Here is a 15,972-nt window from a genome sequence, read left to right as displayed (position 1 = left end):
GACAGTTTTGTCATGTTGTTTGTTCCATCCATGGTTCGCGATCAGCGTATTCACCGCGGCTGCTGCTCGGTCACGCCGTGCATCCAGCGCAACGATCCCGGCGTTGTCAGAATTTCGCCGGATTCAAGCAGCGTCTTGATACCCGAGAGAACCATCGGCCAGCCGCCGTAGAGCTGGTCGTTGGCGCCTTCGTGCAGTTGATCGTGGATTACCGTCAGCCTGCATGAATCGCCGATTGGTTCGATCTCCCAGGTCACGCGCGACGTCCCCTCGCTCTTCACATCCTCGCCCCAGAGAGCCATGAAGCTCTGGACCAGCCGGCGCGGCGGATCGACCTCCAGATTCTCGCCCTCAAAGATCAGGCTTGTGTTGCCGCGGCCCTCGAAGCGCGAGCCCTCAGTCCAATCCGAAGTGACAATGGCTCCGAAATTGTATTTGCGCCGCATCTCGGTGTCGGTTATGGCGTGCCAGAGACGCTCGGGCGTCGTCTTGATGTAGATTTCGAAAACCTTCTCCATTGTTTTCTCCAGTTTGTGCTTGAGGTCGCTCAGTCCGGCTGCCCAAGGTTCGGCGTACTTGCTCACCCAACGGTCGTGAACCCTGCGGATCGGAACCGGGTTCAGAAAGTGCAATTTCTCGCGCCCGCGCCGCCTGCTGACGACGAGACCGGCCTGCTCGAGCAACTTCAGGTGCTTCATCACACCGAAGCGCGTCATCGGCAGCCGCTCCTCGAGCGCGCTCAACGTCTGCCCATCCTCCTTGAACAGCGCGTCGAGCAGGCTTCGACGTGTCGGGTCCGCAAGGGCTCTGAACACAGCATCCATGTCCATGATGAGATCATAGGTGACCATTTAGTTACATGTCAAGCCCTCTGCGGGCGCGGGTTCTCCTTCGCAGGCGCGGGCCGCGAGCAGGCGCGATCCGCATTGACGGCGGTGTCGGGCGCGACCGAACGATCGGATGAAGCATGACTCGAAAAACGCATGCCCATGGTCGAACAATGACTTCGGGGATCTACCGCTTCTCGATGACGAGGCTCTGTACGGCGCGGCCGAAATAGCCGCGCTCGTCCCCAAGTCTCGCCGCGGCGATGCCGGCGCCGGCGGGACCGATCCAGGATTCCGCATCCAGCAAAATCCAGTCGCCGACCGGCTGGCGCGCAAGATTGACGGTGAGGTCGGCATTGATGAAGGTCCATTGCCGGAAATCGAGCGCGGCCGCGGTGCCATTGCAGAAATCCGCGGCGACCACCGCGCGCATCGCCTGCGACAACTCTGAGCCTTCGACCAGCGGCCGATCGACCCGATACCAGATCGCCCCCGGACCCGGCACGCCGAACCGGCCGCGGGCGGCACGCATCGAAATGCCCGTTACAAAGGGACTGGAGGAAAAATCCGGCTTTTCCTCGGGCGCCCGATCGGGTCCGGCAAGCTCGACGGGGCGTTCCGCGATCGCCGGCGGCAATGTCAGCGCCTGCATCTTGACCTTGAGAATGGTTGCGCCGACGACGACGGTGTTTTCGGCCAGCAGCCTGACGGCACAAAGCTGGATCCTGCGGCCTTGCCGCAGGATTTCGGTCTGCAGCGTCAGCGGCGCCACCGGCACCGGGCGCATCAGATCGATGGTCACGCGAGCGATGCTCATCGGCACTGGTGTCGGGATCGCTTCGGCGGCCCATACGACCAAGGCCGCCGGCGCCGAGCCATGCTGCATGCGGATATCCCAGGGACCGGCGGCTTCGGGGCTGGTGACGACGCGACTGCCGTCGACGCGATAGATGGCGTGCATCAAACCGATTTTGCCTTTTTGCCGACCGGGCGGGGAGCGCGCGCCAGCATTGCTTTGCGCCGATTAGCAGAATACTTCAACGTCCAGCGTCGTGACGATCACAGCTGCGCTACTTGCCGACGGTCAGCCGGCGGCCGCCATCGATTGCTCGAAGCCGTTGGGTAATTCGATATCGACCTCAAGCATCGATACATTTTGGCCCCTGTCCATCCTGACGGTGACCTTCTCCGGATCGAGTTCGACGTGCCGCGAAACCACGGCAAGAATCTCCTGCCGCAATATTCCGAGCAAATCGGGCAGGCCGCGCAGGCCGCGTTCGTGCGCCAACAGAATCTGCAGCCGTTCCCGCGCAATTGGCGCGGAAGCCGTACGGCCCCTGAAGAGCCGCAACAGACCCACGCTCATGCTGCCCTCCGTCCCAGCAATCGGCTCATCAGACCCACCCGATCGGTCGGCACCATCATGGTGATGGTCTCGCCCATCAGGCGGCGGGCGGCATCGGCATAGGCGCGCGCCGGCGCGCTGGCGGCATTGTTGAGCGTCACCGGGCACCCCACATTCGACGCCCGCAGCACATCCGGGCTTTCTGGAACGATGCCGAGAAGGGGAATCGCGAGAATTTCCAAGATATCCTCGATGCCGAGCATTTCACCCCGGGCAGCCCTGGCCTGGTCATAGCGGGTGATCAGCACATGCTTCTTGACCTGCTCACCCTTCTCGGCCTTCATGGTTTTCGAGTCGAGCATCCCGATGATGCGGTCGGAGTCCCGCACCGATGAGACCTCGGGATTGGTGACGATGACCGCCTCATCCGCGTAGCGCATCGCAAGCGTCGCGCCCCGCTCGATACCGGCCGGGCTGTCGCAGAGAATCCAGTCGAACCTGCCGCGCAGGTCCGAAATGATGCCGCTGACGCCATCTTCCGTCAGAGCGTCCTTGTCCCGGGTCTGGGATGCCGGCAACAGCCACAAATTCTCCAGACGCTTGTCGCGGATCAGGGCTTGCGAGAGCTTTGCGACGCCCTGTACGACGTTGATGAGATCGAACACGACCCGTCGCTCCGCCCCCATCACGAGGTCGAGGTTGCGCAAGCCGACGTCAAAGTCGATGACCACGACCTTTGCTCCGGTTTGCGCGAGCACCGCGCCGAGCGCGGCCGTGGAAGTGGTCTTGCCAACGCCACCTTTACCGGATGTCACGACCAGGACCTTGGCCATCTTTGCCTCCTTCGCCATTAATTCAGCGCTGCAATTCTCATGGTCTCGCCATCGAGCCAGGCTTGCGCCGGTCGATTGCGCAGGGCGACGTCCAGTTCGTCCGCGGTCTGATAGTAACCGTCGATGGCCAGAAGTTCCGCCTCGATCTTTTGACAATAAATTCGCGCGGCCGAATTGCCATTGACACCCGCCATCGCCCGCCCGCGAAGCGTTCCGTAGATGTGGATGGAGCCGCCGGCGACGATCTCCGCACCGGAGCCCACCGAACCCAGCACCGTCACGTCGCCGTCGGGAAAAATGATCGACTGGCCGGAGCGCACCGGGGTCTCCAGCAGCAGCGACTTTGGTTGCGGTCTGGCTTCGGGTTTTTCGGATTCGGTTGGCCTGATGACGCAATCGCGTCCGCCGTGGAGCAATGGCGGCAGGCCCGTCGTCAGGCGAGCCGCATCAACGCCTTCGAACCCGAGGACCCGGATTTCCCGTTGCTCGAGGCTGCAAACCAGATGCGCGATCGCCGATGCGCTGAGGTCGACGGTGGAGAGATCGAGCACCACCGGCCGGCCGACAAAAAAGCCAGGCGAGCCGGCTAGCGTCGCGTCTATTTCTTCGAGCCAGCCCACGATGGGCACGACCGGACAAAACACATAGGCAACGTAGGAGCGGCCACGAAGGCGGACCAGCTGGCGTATCGGCTCCGCTGTTGAGTCCATGATGCTTCGGCTCGTCTTCCTTATAGAATGGTAAATAATGAGCGCTCTTGGTTAACAGTCGGTTAATGGCCACCCGCGATCGGGGCTTTCGCGAACGGCCAGTTGCAGCGTAAGCGATGGTCGCTGCCTGTTGGCGCCGCCTTCGATAACGGTCCCGCCAGGTCGCCGTCGCGGGCTTTCCGTGATTGATTAAGCTTTTTTTGCACATTCAAGGGCGCCCATCGCCGGAAGGATTGAAGTCTCGCACCTCGTGTGCTTGATATTCTGACGCAGTACTGCAATCGCGGAAAATGATTGCAGTGTATTGCGCAGCATGGCCAGAAAGTCCGTTGCCCGATCGATGCCGAAATGGCGTCGCGAAGTCGACAACGTAGATTTTAACTCGGTTGCGTCGAGTTTTGGCCTTGGTGATGTCCCTGCCCGGTTGGATCAGATTTCGTGGCTTTCCGCCCGACCCGCGGAGGGTCGCTGATATTGCCAAGCGCTTGGCGCCCCGGCCGCGGCAAATCCTTAAGGTTCTGCACGCGCGGTCGCATTGCCCGGAACCCTCTCCGCGCGGATCGCGGCGCAGCCGCCAGATGTCATGAAGCGTCATGAGGAGTAGCCTATGAGCAGCCTGAGTATGCCGGACGACAATATGGACTGGGAGGACGATCCCTACGAGCAGTCATACGACGCGCCGCGCTCGTGGCTTGAAAGACTACGGCCACGATGGCCCCGGTCATTGCGTTCATTTTCTGCACCCCGCGGTTCCGGCGACGCGTCCGAACCTGCCAAGGACGCTGCCTCGCCTGCCTCGCTGGAATCCCAACTCGAGCATGCGGTCTTCGGTGCGCTTCGACGGCCGCGCGAACCGGAGCTCTTCTCGGAGCCCCGCGGCTTCTTTGGCGAGCTGGACCGGCGAATAGCGCTCATCAGCATCGCCGCCCGCTTCGCCGCGGCTATCGGGGTAGCGGCCGTCGTGGCGCTGTTCTTTGTGTTCCTGATCCCTGCTTCACGCGATTATTCCGGGCAGACCGATGGCGCGCCGTCAGGCATCATCCAATCGATGAAGGCCACCCTGAACGAGCCACCCTCGACGAGCGAAGACACCAAGCCCGGGCTTTGCGAGTTGCAAAACATCCTTGGCTCGCCGCAAAGCCAGCCGGTCATGACGCACGCGCAATCCGAAACGCTGCTTCAGCAATTCATGCAATGGCGCGAAAAGCCGCCGGTTGCGAAGACTCCCTAGCGGGTGGTCGTCCGTACTAATACCAGGATGCAGTTAACGCTAACCTGAAAGACTCTGCCGTAACGTCGGAGCGGGCAGAGCGCTCGCGCCCCGAAACTTCACGGATCTGGCAGCGCTGCGTTCTGACCGAGGAGAAGTGATGATGTCTTGTGACTGGTTCACACCGACCTTGGCCTCGCGGAGTCTGCGATGACTCCTCGTTCGATGACCTTGTCTATCGTCGTCATCGGCGCGTTGCTTGCCGGTCCGGCGGGCGCCGTCCCCGGCGACAACATCAGCGTCGTACGCGACCTCACCGCGCGGGTCGGACCGATTGTCGGCGCGGCCTTGGCCTGCAAGGACATCGCCCGCGCCCGCATCAAGGCCATCGTCGACAAATTCGCCGCCGTGATCAAGGACGCCTCATCCAATGTGGCCGAGCGCGCCGACCTTGCGCGTTCGCTCGATACCAGTGTTGCCGACGGCCGCACCGCCGTGACCTCGGGACAAATCGATTGCAGCCTGGCGGACCGCCAGCTTAGCGAGCTTGAGCGTTCGCTCGCCGGACCTCACCTGTCGGATACTGCCGCACTCAATTCCACCGCCGCGGTAGCCGCGACCGAACCGGCGGCCGCGACCGCCACCGCGGTACGCGGCATCAGCGATCGAGAAATCCGGTTCGGCATTTCGGCACCCTTTTCCGGCCCTTCAAGGGAACTCGGGCGGCAGATGAAGCTCGGGATCGATGCCGCCTTCGACCAGGCCAACGACGCCGGCGGCGTCGGGGGCCGCATGCTGCGCCTGATCGCGGCCGACGACGGCTATGAGCCGTCGCGGACCGTCGAGACCATGAAGCAGCTTTTGGAGAAAGACCAGGTTTTCGGCGTCATCGGAAATGTTGGAACGCCGACCGCGGTCGCGGCACTGCCCTATGCACTGCAGCGCCGGATGCTGTTCTTTGGCGCGCTCACCGGCGCCAATGTGCTGCGCCACGACCCGCCGGATCGTTATGTATTCAACTATCGTGCAAGCTATGCCGAAGAAACCGACGCCGTGGTCCGCTATCTGGTAAAATTGCGCGGGCTGCAACCCCAGCAGATCGCGGTTTTCGCCCAGAAGGATGCCTTCGGCGATTCCGGGTTCGCCGGTGTTGCAAAGGCCATTCGTGCGCTTGGTGCCAGCGACAACGCCATCGTGCGGCTGGACTACAAGCGAAACACCGTGGAGGTGGACGAGGCGGTCAATCAATTGCGTATATCCAAGCGCCCGATCAGGGCGATCATCATGGTCGCAACCTACCGGGCCGCCGCAAAGTTCATCGTGAAGACGCGCAACCTGTTTCCCGGAATGATTTTCGCCAATGTGTCATTCGTGGACGGCACCGCGCTCGCCGATGAACTGAGGCTATTGGGACCGCATTATTCCAAGGGCGTCATCGTCACGCAGGTGGCGCCGGCGGTGGCCGGTTATTCGAGCGTGGTTCTGGAATACAAGAATGCGCTGGCCAGATATTTCCCCGGCGAGGCGCCGGATTACGCATCGCTGGAAGGCTATATTGCGGCCGACATTCTGATCCAGGCGCTGACACGGGCCGGACAGGACCTCGATACCGAAAAACTCGTCGACGCGCTCGAGAGTTTGCACGATCTCGATCTGGGTCTTGGTATCAAGCTCAATTTTGGTCGCTCCGAACACCAGGCTTCGCACAAGGTGTGGGGCACGATGCTTGACGAAAACGGGCAGTACCAGCCACTCGAACTCGAGTGAGGGTCGCCGCGCCGGTTGTCCTCGCCGCCGCAGCGAGGCCGTTCTGAAGCAAGCCGCATCACAGCGGGGGATCGGTGGCTTCTTCGTATTCCGTTTTGAACCGCGCGATCAATTCCGCCGCAGGCACGACCTTGCCGATGCTGCCGACACCCTGGCCACTGCCCCAGATTTCCTTCCAGGCTTTCGGCTTGGCGCGCTCGCCTGACGCGTCGGTGCCGAAGCTCATTTTCGACGCGTCGGATTCCGGAAGATTGTCGGGATCCATTCCGGCCGCCACGATCGACGGCTTCAGGTAGTTGCCGTGGACGCCGGTGAACAGGTTCGAGTAGACGATATCTTCCGCGCGCGCGATAGTGATCATCTGCTTGTAACCCGCAACCGCGTTGGCTTCGGCGGTGGCGATGAAGGCGGAGCCGATATAAGCGAAGTCGGCGCCCAGCATCCGTGCCGCGCGGATCGCGCGGCCATTGCCGATGGCACCCGACAGCGCGATCGGCCCATCGAACCACTGCCGGGTCTCCGCCACGAATGCGAACGGTGATATTTGGCCGGCATGGCCGCCGGCGCCGGCGGATACCAGAATCAGACCGTCGGCCCCCTTCTCGATCGCCTTATGCGCGAATTTCTGGTTGATCACATCGTGAAAAACCATGCCGCCCCAGCGGTGCGCGGCCTGATTGAGTTCCTCGCGCGCACCGAGCGAGGTGATGATCATGGGCACCTTGTGCTTCTCGCAGAGCGCGAGATCCACCTCAAGCCGGTTGTTCGATCGATGCACGATCTGGTTGACGGCGAACGGCGCCGATGGCCGGTCGGGATGGTCCTTGTCATGCGCGGCGAGTTCTTGCTGGATCCGCGCCAGCCACTCATCGAGCAGCGCCGGAGGCCGCGCGTTCAGCGCCGGAAATGATCCGACCACCCCGGCCTTGCACTGCGCGATCACCAGATCGGGCACGGAAATGATGAACAGTGGGGCGCCGATCACGGGTAACGACAGACGGCCCTTGAACAAGGCAGGCATGGACATTTCCGGAAAATCCTTTGGCCATCCAAGGTGAGGCAGGAGGCATTGAGCTGAAGATGCCAGACATCGGGCCAGCAAGGCAACCGCGCCCCGCATCAAGCACGCATGGGTAACCACAAGCTGCAAATTGGCAAAGCCTTTCGGGAGCAGCCTTCAGAGCAATCGAACCGCGACGATAAAACCGAGCACGAGTGCGGCGGCTCCGAGTGCCACCCAAAGGCCGAGGCGCTTCTCGATCCTTACCCGGATCCACTCGCCATAGCGGTTGAGCAGGATCGCGACCATGAAAAAACGCCCGCCGCGCGCGATCACCGAGAGCGCGATAAACATCCAGATGTTGTAATTGGCGAACCCGGACGTGATGGTCACGAGCTTATAGGGGATCGGCGTCAGCCCCTTCAAGAGGATGATCCAGGCGCCGTATTCGGCGTAGCCGGCCCGGAAAGCCTCGACCTTGCCGCCAAGACCGTAAAACTGGATCAGCCAATGTCCGATCGAATCGTAGAGCAGCGCGCCGATCGTATAGCCAAGGATGCCGCCCAGTACCGAGGTCGCGGTGCAGACCAGGGCGTACAGCCACGCCCGCTGCGGGCGCGCCAGCGACATCGGTATCAGCATCACATCCGGGGGCACCGGAAAGAACGAGCTTTCCGCGAACGCCACCCCTCCCATGATCCAGAGCGCATAGGGCTTGTGGGCGGCGTCAATACACCAATCGTAGATCCGTCTCAGCATGCCGCGATGAACCACCCTGGGCAGGATTTGTCCATGCCGGGAATTACTGGTTAATGAGGAGGTGGTTATCTGCCGAACCGCCGCTCGTCTCAACGGCGCTTGCGCAGGCTGCGGCCCTCGAGCGCGACAATTGGCCGCCGGTCGACCGGCGGCGGTGAACCCTGGGACGAACCCTTGGGCACTTTGAAGGCCGATTTCGGCAGCTTTTCGGCGATGCCGAGCAGATCTTCGCGGCGCTCCATTTCGTGCCAAACGTCCTCGGGCCGTACCCCGGCCGACGCCCACAAGACGGTTAAATTGTAGAGCAGATCGGCACTCTCGCGCACCACCGCCTCGCGATTGCCGTTAACGGCGTCGATTACGACCTCAATGGCTTCCTCGGCAAGCTTCTTGGCCATCCTGGTCGGGCCGCGCTGAAACAGCCGGGCGGTTCGCGAAACTGCCGGATCAAGATCCTTGGCCGCGACCACCGCCAGATATAGCCGTTCGAGCGAATCACTCATACCCCGAGGCTAGTCCAAAGCTTTGGCCAGCGCGTTAACGGCGGCCGACCGGCGGCTTTGATCACCCGGCGGGCGGGATGGCCTCAGTAGTTCGGCCCGTAGCCATATCCGCCGTAGCCGTAGGAGAAGGTGCCCGACTTCGGACACAGACGGCGATGATCGCAGGTGCTCATCGATCGTTCAGACTTCATCCGGCACAGTATCCGACGCCGCGCTCCAGCTGTCATGATACCAACATGCGCGGCAGCCGGAACTGGTCCAGAATCCAATGCGCGTCAGTCAGACAATTGCCATCCGCTGCATTTTGGGTTCCCTGCTGAGCCTCCTTGCTGTTGCCTGCGTAGGGGCGGAGGCGGCGAGCGAACTCCGGTCGCCGATCGCGATCCAGCTCTCCTTCGATCGTCCGCTCGACGCCAGCATGGCCCCCTTCGTGCTGGCATCGGTCAGCGGCCTGTTCAGTTTGGAAGGTCTGGCGGTCACCACCAACATTGCCGGCAGCTCGCCCGACGCCATTGCGCGCGTCGCCAATGGCGTCAGCGAATTCGCGCTGGTCGACATCAACGCGCTGATCCGCTTTCGCGACACCCCACGCGCACCGCCCGTCAAGGCGGTGTTCATGCTGTTCAACCAATCGCCCTACGCCATCATTGCCCGCAAAAGCCGGGGCATCCACGCGCTCTCGGATATCGAGGGCAAAACGCTGGGCGTCGCCGAAGGCGATCTGGCGATCCGGCTGTGGCCTGCGCTGGCGCGGCAGAACGGCATCAGGCCTTCGACGGTGAGGCTAAACAAGATCGGCGCCGCCGTGCGCGAGCCGATGCTGTCGGCGGGGCAGGTCGACGCCGTGACCGGATTTTCATATCTGTCGGGAGTCAATTTGAGGGATCGCGGCGTTCCGGCCGACGATCTTGCGGTGCTTCGGTACGCCGATTATGGCTGCGAAGCCTACGGGTTCGCGGTGATCGTCAATCCGGCGTTCGCAGCCGCAAGACCCGAAGCGGTGAAGGGCTTCGTGCGCGCCGCGATTGCCGGCACCCATCTCACCATCAAGGAGCCCGGCCGGGCGGCGGACGAAGTCGTGCGCCGGATCGAGGACGGATCGCGCGAGCTTGAGCTGGCACGGCTGCGCACCGTGATTGCCGACAACATCCTGACCGGCGAAGTGGAGCGTAACGGGCTCGGCGGCATCGATCCCGCCCGCTTCGAACGGTCGATCAATGAAATCGCCGAGGATTTCAAGTTGCAGAAACGGCCGTCGGCAGCGGATATCTTCGACGACAGCTTCCTGCCTCCGCTGAGCGGCCGTCTGATCAATTGAGCAAAAAGGCGATCGACGCTGTATCTCCAGGGCGTTCCCAGACTAGAATGGCGATCCGAACGATCGTCTGCCCCACCGCTTTCTTTTTTTAAGTCCCTGAACCGCAATGGCTCTGCTTCGGCTCTATAAGCGCGTCCTTGAGGCGCTTGGCAAAGAGGCCCGGCTGGGCTGGATTCTCGCTGCCGCCAATCTGCTGCTGGCCGGCGCCCAATTCGCCGAACCGGTACTGTTCGGCCGCATCGTCGATGTGCTCTCCGGCCCACCATCGGCGCAAGCCTCCGGACCGTGGTCAGCATGGACGCTGTTGGCGGCCTGGGCGGCGTTCGGCCTGTTCACGATTCTGTGCGGCGCGGCGGTAGCGCTGCATGCCGACCGGTTGGCGCACCGCCAGCGCCAGGCGGTGCTGACCAATTATTTCGATCACATCCTGCAGTTGCCGGTAACCTTCCACTCCAGCACCCATTCCGGACGTCTGATGAAGGTGATGCTGAACGGCACCGACTCGTTGTGGCGGCTGTGGGTCGGATTTTTCCGCGAGCATTTTTCCGCGATCATGTCAGTTCTGGTGCTGCTGCCGCTGGCGCTTTACATCAACTGGCGGCTCGCCATCCTGCTGTTCGCGCTGTGCGTGGTCTTCACGGTGCTGACCACGCTGGTGGTGCGCAAGACCTACGGCATGCAGAGCGAGGTCGAGGCGCATTACAGCGATCTCTCCGCCCGCGCCTCCGATGCGCTCGGCAATGTCGCGCTGGTGCAAAGCTTCGTGCGCATCGAGACCGAGGTGCAAGGCTTTCGCCTCGTGGCCGACAAGCTGCTGGCGGTGCAGATGCCCGTGCTGTCGTGGTGGGCGCTGGTCACCGTCATCACCAGGGCGTCGACCACCATCACGGTGCTGGCCATCTTCACGGTCGGCATCGCATTGCACGAGCAGGGCCGTATCAGCGTCGGCGAGATCGTGATGTTCGTGAGCTTCGCCACCATTCTGATCCAGCGGCTCGAACAGGTCGTCAGCTTCATCAACAATGTGTTCATGGAGGCGCCGCGGCTGCGGGAATTCTTCGATGTGCTGGATGCCGTGCCCGCAGTGCGCGACCGGCCCGATGCGATCGATGCCGGCCGTCTCTCCGGGCTGGTCGAATTCAACGACGTTTCGTTTTCGTATGACGGCAAGGCGCCTGCGGTGCAGGACCTGTCGTTTACGGCGCTGCCCGGCCAGATCATCGCGCTGGTCGGCCCGACCGGGGCCGGCAAATCGACCGCCATTGCCCTGCTGCATCGTGCGTTCGATCCGCAAGTTGGCTTCATCAAGATCGACGGCATGGACGTCCGCGGCCTGACGCTGACCGCGCTGCGGCGGAATATCGGCGTGGTATTTCAGGAAGCGCTGCTGTTCAACCGTTCGATCGCGGACAATCTGCGGATCGGCAAGCCGGACGCTACCGACGAGGAGATGCGGACGGCGGCGGCCCGCGCCCAGGCGCTGGAATTCATCGAGCGCAGCGACCACGGATTCGACACCAATGCCGGCGAGCGCGGGCGGATGCTGTCGGGCGGCGAGCGGCAGCGGCTGTCGATCGCACGCGCGCTGTTGAAAGATCCGCCGATCCTGATTCTCGATGAGGCAACCAGCGCGCTCGATGCCGTCACCGAAGCCAAGGTCAACGCCGCGCTCGACGAGGTAATGAACGGGCGCACGACCTTCGTGATCGCGCACCGGCTCTCCACCATTCGCAACGCCACGCGCATTCTGATGTTCGATAGCGGACACGTGATCGAAAGCGGAACGTTCGATGAACTGGTGGCACAAGGCGGTCGTTTTGCGGAGCTTGCCAGGGCTCAATTCATGATCCAGCACAATCCGCGCAACATTCCCGCGCAGGAAGCCAGCAGCGACGCTGTCAAGCTTTAACTACCGCCGAAATTCGGCCTGTTTCACCCCCATTTTATCCTCACAGCCTCTGTTCTGGACTGACGAGCCGGTATAGGTTCGCTGCGCCGTAACCGACGGTGCCGGACAGGCTCGAAACCCGAACTCTCAATGGCGGGACTTTCCCTTTCAAAGGTTGCCCTTTCAAAGGTTGCCCTTTCAAAGGTTTAAGTCTCGAAGGACCGGAATCGGATAGTGCATTCATTTCGCCCCTCACTGCGCAAGTCATGGTGGAACTGGCTCATTCTCGCCGCAGCGCTCGTCGTCGTTGCGCCGCGCGTCGCGCATGCGGAAGCGCTGCTGGTCGTTGAAGCCGATACCGGAAAGGTACTGGAGGCCCAGAACGCCACCTATCCCTGGTATCCCGCGTCGGTGACCAAGCTGATGACGGCCTATGTCACACTCAAGGCGGTCAAGGAGGGGCGCATCACGCTCGATACCTTGTTTACAGTATCGCCGGTCGCGACGGCGCAGTCGCCATCCAAGATGGGCTTCCGGCCAGGGACGCAGGTCACGGTCGATAACGCGCTCAAGATGATGCTGGTGAAGTCCGCCAACGACATGGCCGTGGTGCTGGCCGAAGGTGTCGGAGGCTCAATCGACGGTTTTTCCGCGCAAATGAACCAGGCCGCCCAGCGGCTCGGTATGACGCAGACGAGCTACGTCAATCCCAACGGCCTGCCCGCCGACGGCCAGATCACTTCGGCGCGCGATCTGGCGATCCTGGCCCGCGCGATCATTCACGACCTGCCGGAATACGAATATTTCGTCCACATTCCTTCGATCCGCTTCGGCCGCAAGGTCACGCAGAACTTCAACAAGCTGATCGGACGCTACCCAGGTGCCGACGGCTTCAAGACCGGCTTCATCTGTGCGTCCGGCTACAATCTGGTGGCGTCGGCCACACGCAACGGCAAACGGCTGATCGCGGTGGTGCTCGGCGCTTCCTCCGGCCAGATGCGGGCGGTGCGGGCCGCCCAACTGCTCGAGCGCGGATTCGTCAACGATCAATTGTCCTGGTTGCGTCCTTCGCTCGGCACGGTCGACAATCTGGTGCCGATCGACGCCTCGCCGCCGAACCTGCGCGACGAGATGTGCGGCGGCAAGCGCCACAAGCCGGCCAGCGACGAGGAAGAGGAGAGTGTCGCCGGCAATGCCGCGGGCTCCGTCGGCGGCGAGGCCGCCATCACGTTCTTCACCGCCGGGCTGCAGCCACCGATGATGAATCCGGCGGAACTGCTGGCAGCGGCGCCTGCTGCTTCAGAGCCTATTCCGGTGTACACCGGCCCGACCAGGACCGGCACCAGCTTGATTGCCGCGGTGGCCGAGGACGCCGAAAAGCAGACCTCGCGGCGCCATGGCAGGAAATCGCGGGTTGCAGATAAGGACAAGAAGCCGGTTGCGGCGGCGGAGCCGAAACCTGAGGCCAGCGGCAGCGGCAAGTCGGAAGCCAAGTCGGAAGCCAAGTCGGAAACCAAGCCGGAAATCAAGCCGGAAGCTAAGTCCGAAGCCAGGCTGGCTCCAAAATCCACCGCCAAACCGGCTGCCGCCCGCCACGCCAGTGCCAAGCCGGATGCCACCCCGAAAGCGGCCGATAAGCCTGTAGCCACTTCCGACAAACCTGCCGCGACGGCGTCGAAGCGCAAGGCTGCCGCAAAGCCCAAGGATGCCGACAAGACCAAGCCCGCACCCAAGAGCACCAGCGAGGCCAAGCCGGGGGATCAAACGACCACTGCCGCCGCGCCCCGCGGTTAGGATCAGAGGTCAAAACTATTCAATCGATCTGCTTCCTTCTCCCCTCTCCCCCGCGAAGCGGTGGGGAGGGGTCGGGGGTGGGGGGTCCATCCGCAGGAACCGCTGCTTCGGTGAACGCCGCGCCACCCCCCACCCCCGCCCCCTCCCCACCACGCGCTATGCGCGCGGGGGGAGGGGAGCGGCCGACGTCAGCCAGCCGCTTGCCATGGGCCGCCGCATCGCTCAATACTGCCCAAAACGAGGCAACCCGTTCCAACCAGCGGGGGAAAGCAACCGGAAGGGGAAACACCATGGAGCGCATCTGGCTCAAGCAATATCCGGCCGGCGTACCCGCCGACATCGACGTCACCCAGTACACCTCGCTGGTCGCGTTGCTGGAGGAAAGCTTTGCGAAATTCCGCGACCGCAAGGCCTTCATCTGCATGGACAAGTCGATCACCTACCGCGATCTCGACGAGATGTCGCTGGCGCTCGCGGCCTATCTGCAGAGCAAGGGCCTGCCCAGGGGTGCCCGCGTCGCGCTGATGATGCCGAACGTGTTGCAGTACCCGGTTTCAACCGCCGCCGTGCTGCGCGCGGGTTACGCGGTCGTCAACGTCAACCCGCTTTACACCCCGCGCGAACTCGAACACCAGCTCAAAGATGCCGGCGCCGAGGCGATCATCGTACTTGAGAATTTTGCCACCACCGTTCAGCAGGTGATCGCCAGGACCGCGCTCAAGCATGTCATCGTCGGCAGCATGGGCGACTTGCTCGGCCTCAAGGGGATGATCGTCAACCTGGTGGTGCGGCGGGTCAAGAAGATGGTCCCGGCCTATTCCATACCCGGCGCCGTCACCTTCAACGATGCGCTCGCGGCTGGCCGTCAACTCAAGCTCAACAAGCCGAAGATCGCGCCCGACGATGTCGCCTTCCTGCAGTATACCGGCGGCACCACCGGCGTCTCCAAGGGCGCGACGCTGCTCCACCGCAACATTCTCGCCAACGTGCTGCAGAACGATGCCTGGCTGCAGCCGGCGCTCAGGAAACCGCCGCATGTCGACCAGCTGTTCATCGTCTGCGCGCTGCCGCTCTATCACATCTTTGCATTGACGGCGTGCTTCCTGCTGGCGATGCGCGCCGGCGGCGTCAATCTGTTGATTCCGAACCCGCGCGACATGCAAGGCTTCGTCAAGGAGCTGATGAAATACCAGGTCAACAGTTTCCCGGCGGTCAACACGCTCTACAACGGACTGTTGCACACGCCTGGCTTCGACAAGGTCGATTTCTCCAAACTGAAGACCTCGTTCGGCGGCGGCATGGCCACCCAGAAAGCCGTCGCGGAAGCCTGGCTGAAGACCACCGGCTGCGCGCTGTCCGAGGGCTATGGCCTGTCGGAGACATCGCCGACCCTGACCTGCAACCCCGCCGATACCGACAAGTTCTCCGGCTCGATCGGTCTTCCCGTTCCGTCGACCTATCTCTCGATCCGCGACGATGACGGCAACGAGGTTCCGCTCGGCCAGCCCGGCGAAATCTGCGCCAAAGGCCCGCAAGTGATGGCCGGCTACTGGAACCGGTCCGACGAGACCGCGAAGGTGATGACCGCGGACGGCTACTTCCGCACCGGCGATATCGGCGTGATGACGGCGGACGGCTACACCAAGATCGTCGACCGCAAGAAGGATATGATTTTGGTGTCCGGCTTCAACGTCTATCCCAACGAGATCGAGGATGTGATCGCGAGCCACCCCAGCGTGCGGGAATGCGCCGTGATCGGCGTCCCGGACGCGCGGTCGGGTGAAGCGGTCAAGGCCTATGTCGTAAAAAAGGACCCCAATATCACCGCCGAGGACATCATCAAGTTCTGCCACGCGCAGTTGACCAATTACAAGATTCCGAAGCAGATCGAGTTCAGGACCGAATTGCCCAAGACCAATGTCGGAAAAATCCTGCGCCGCGAATTGCGCGACGAAAAGAAGGCCGCGGCCGCCTGAGCCGGGGCTACAGATGGCCAGGAGGGCCCCTTGCGGGCCCCT

Annotated in this window: 14 protein-coding genes; 6 read left to right on the top strand and 8 right to left on the bottom strand. The window is 62.6% G+C overall.

What is annotated here, in order from left to right; all coding sequences use genetic code 11:
• Positions 1–50: 50 nt before the first annotated feature.
• From ABSG20_RS13000 to minC, 5 genes are all read right to left on the bottom strand, one after another.
• Positions 51–830 (bottom strand): ArsR/SmtB family transcription factor, encoded by a 780-nt coding sequence (locus ABSG20_RS13000; RefSeq protein WP_423864909.1) that lies wholly within the window; start codon positions 828–830, stop codon positions 51–53.
• A gap of 184 nt (positions 831–1,014) precedes the next feature.
• Positions 1,015–1,788: a thioesterase family protein gene (locus ABSG20_RS12995; protein ID WP_423864908.1), complete on the bottom strand. Its 774-nt coding sequence runs from the start codon at positions 1,786–1,788 to the stop codon at positions 1,015–1,017.
• Between the two features lie 123 nt (positions 1,789–1,911).
• Positions 1,912–2,193 carry a cell division topological specificity factor MinE gene (gene minE / locus ABSG20_RS12990; protein ID WP_423864907.1) on the bottom strand — a complete coding sequence of 94 codons (282 nt, stop codon included), beginning with the start codon at positions 2,191–2,193 and terminating at the stop codon, positions 1,912–1,914.
• A complete protein-coding gene (minD, locus tag ABSG20_RS12985; protein WP_423864906.1) occupies positions 2,190–3,005 on the bottom strand; it encodes a septum site-determining protein MinD in 816 nt (271 codons plus the stop codon). Before minD ends, minE begins: the two co-directional genes overlap by 4 nt.
• A 17-nt stretch (positions 3,006–3,022) precedes the next feature.
• Positions 3,023–3,715 carry a septum site-determining protein MinC gene (gene minC / locus ABSG20_RS12980; RefSeq protein ID WP_423864905.1) on the bottom strand — a complete coding sequence of 231 codons (693 nt, stop codon included), beginning with the start codon at positions 3,713–3,715 and terminating at the stop codon, positions 3,023–3,025.
• A gap of 607 nt (positions 3,716–4,322) precedes the next feature.
• Between minC and ABSG20_RS12975 the strand changes: the two genes are divergently transcribed.
• Complete coding sequence (locus ABSG20_RS12975; protein ID WP_423864904.1) at positions 4,323–4,946, top strand: hypothetical protein; 624 nt, start codon at positions 4,323–4,325, stop codon at positions 4,944–4,946.
• A gap of 189 nt (positions 4,947–5,135) precedes the next feature.
• Positions 5,136–6,692: an ABC transporter substrate-binding protein gene (locus tag ABSG20_RS12970; protein ID WP_423864903.1), complete on the top strand. Its 1,557-nt coding sequence runs from the start codon at positions 5,136–5,138 to the stop codon at positions 6,690–6,692.
• Between the two features lie 58 nt (positions 6,693–6,750).
• Here ABSG20_RS12970 and ABSG20_RS12965 read toward each other — a convergent pair whose 3' ends face one another.
• From ABSG20_RS12965 to hisE, 3 genes are all read right to left on the bottom strand, one after another.
• Positions 6,751–7,719 (bottom strand): NAD(P)H-dependent flavin oxidoreductase, encoded by a 969-nt coding sequence (locus tag ABSG20_RS12965; RefSeq protein ID WP_423864902.1) that lies wholly within the window; start codon positions 7,717–7,719, stop codon positions 6,751–6,753.
• 150 nt (positions 7,720–7,869) lie between these two features.
• Positions 7,870–8,451, bottom strand: a complete 582-nt coding sequence (locus ABSG20_RS12960; protein ID WP_423864901.1) for a YqaA family protein — start codon at positions 8,449–8,451, stop codon at positions 7,870–7,872.
• 89 nt (positions 8,452–8,540) lie between these two features.
• The gene (gene hisE / locus ABSG20_RS12955) at positions 8,541–8,954 is read right to left on the bottom strand and encodes a phosphoribosyl-ATP diphosphatase (protein WP_423864900.1); all 414 of its coding nucleotides are present in this window, start codon (positions 8,952–8,954) and stop codon (positions 8,541–8,543) included.
• Between the two features lie 268 nt (positions 8,955–9,222).
• On the opposite strand from hisE, the gene ABSG20_RS12950 reads away from it, so the two are divergent.
• The 4 genes from ABSG20_RS12950 (at position 9,223) to ABSG20_RS12935 (ending at position 15,930) form a co-directional block, all read left to right on the top strand.
• Entirely contained in the window at positions 9,223–10,272 is a 1,050-nt protein-coding gene (locus tag ABSG20_RS12950) for an ABC transporter substrate-binding protein (protein WP_423864899.1), read from the top strand.
• A gap of 106 nt (positions 10,273–10,378) precedes the next feature.
• Positions 10,379–12,181 (top strand): glucan ABC transporter ATP-binding protein/ permease, encoded by a 1,803-nt coding sequence (locus tag ABSG20_RS12945; protein ID WP_423864898.1) that lies wholly within the window; start codon positions 10,379–10,381, stop codon positions 12,179–12,181.
• 213 nt (positions 12,182–12,394) lie between these two features.
• On the top strand, positions 12,395–13,954 hold the full coding sequence (locus ABSG20_RS12940) for a D-alanyl-D-alanine carboxypeptidase family protein (RefSeq protein WP_423864897.1): 1,560 nt from the start codon (positions 12,395–12,397) through the stop codon (positions 13,952–13,954).
• Between the two features lie 290 nt (positions 13,955–14,244).
• Positions 14,245–15,930, top strand: coding sequence for a long-chain fatty acid--CoA ligase (locus tag ABSG20_RS12935; RefSeq protein WP_423864896.1), 1,686 nt, complete (start codon positions 14,245–14,247; stop codon positions 15,928–15,930).
• Positions 15,931–15,972 lie beyond the last annotated feature (42 nt).

Source organism: Bradyrhizobium sp. (assembly GCF_049512235.1).
Lineage (GTDB): Bacteria > Pseudomonadota > Alphaproteobacteria > Rhizobiales > Xanthobacteraceae > Bradyrhizobium.
This window is presented reverse-complemented; position numbering and strand designations above follow the sequence as displayed.

What these genes read in the sequence shown, in the direction of transcription:
- ABSG20_RS13000 (WP_423864909.1), bottom strand. Translation starts at nt 830, where the DNA reads ATGGACATGGATGCTGTGTTCAGAGCCCTTGCGGACCCGACACGTCGA.
- ABSG20_RS12995 (WP_423864908.1), bottom strand. Translation starts at nt 1,788, where the DNA reads ATGCACGCCATCTATCGCGTCGACGGCAGTCGCGTCGTCACCAGCCCC.
- minE (WP_423864907.1), bottom strand. Translation starts at nt 2,193, where the DNA reads ATGAGCGTGGGTCTGTTGCGGCTCTTCAGGGGCCGTACGGCTTCCGCG.
- minD (WP_423864906.1), bottom strand. Translation starts at nt 3,005, where the DNA reads ATGGCCAAGGTCCTGGTCGTGACATCCGGTAAAGGTGGCGTTGGCAAG.
- minC (WP_423864905.1), bottom strand. Translation starts at nt 3,715, where the DNA reads ATGGACTCAACAGCGGAGCCGATACGCCAGCTGGTCCGCCTTCGTGGC.
- ABSG20_RS12975 (WP_423864904.1), top strand. Translation starts at nt 4,323, where the DNA reads ATGAGCAGCCTGAGTATGCCGGACGACAATATGGACTGGGAGGACGAT.
- ABSG20_RS12970 (WP_423864903.1), top strand. Translation starts at nt 5,136, where the DNA reads ATGACTCCTCGTTCGATGACCTTGTCTATCGTCGTCATCGGCGCGTTG.
- ABSG20_RS12965 (WP_423864902.1), bottom strand. Translation starts at nt 7,719, where the DNA reads ATGTCCATGCCTGCCTTGTTCAAGGGCCGTCTGTCGTTACCCGTGATC.
- ABSG20_RS12960 (WP_423864901.1), bottom strand. Translation starts at nt 8,451, where the DNA reads ATGCTGAGACGGATCTACGATTGGTGTATTGACGCCGCCCACAAGCCC.
- hisE (WP_423864900.1), bottom strand. Translation starts at nt 8,954, where the DNA reads ATGAGTGATTCGCTCGAACGGCTATATCTGGCGGTGGTCGCGGCCAAG.
- ABSG20_RS12950 (WP_423864899.1), top strand. Translation starts at nt 9,223, where the DNA reads ATGCGCGTCAGTCAGACAATTGCCATCCGCTGCATTTTGGGTTCCCTG.
- ABSG20_RS12945 (WP_423864898.1), top strand. Translation starts at nt 10,379, where the DNA reads ATGGCTCTGCTTCGGCTCTATAAGCGCGTCCTTGAGGCGCTTGGCAAA.
- ABSG20_RS12935 (WP_423864896.1), top strand. Translation starts at nt 14,245, where the DNA reads ATGGAGCGCATCTGGCTCAAGCAATATCCGGCCGGCGTACCCGCCGAC.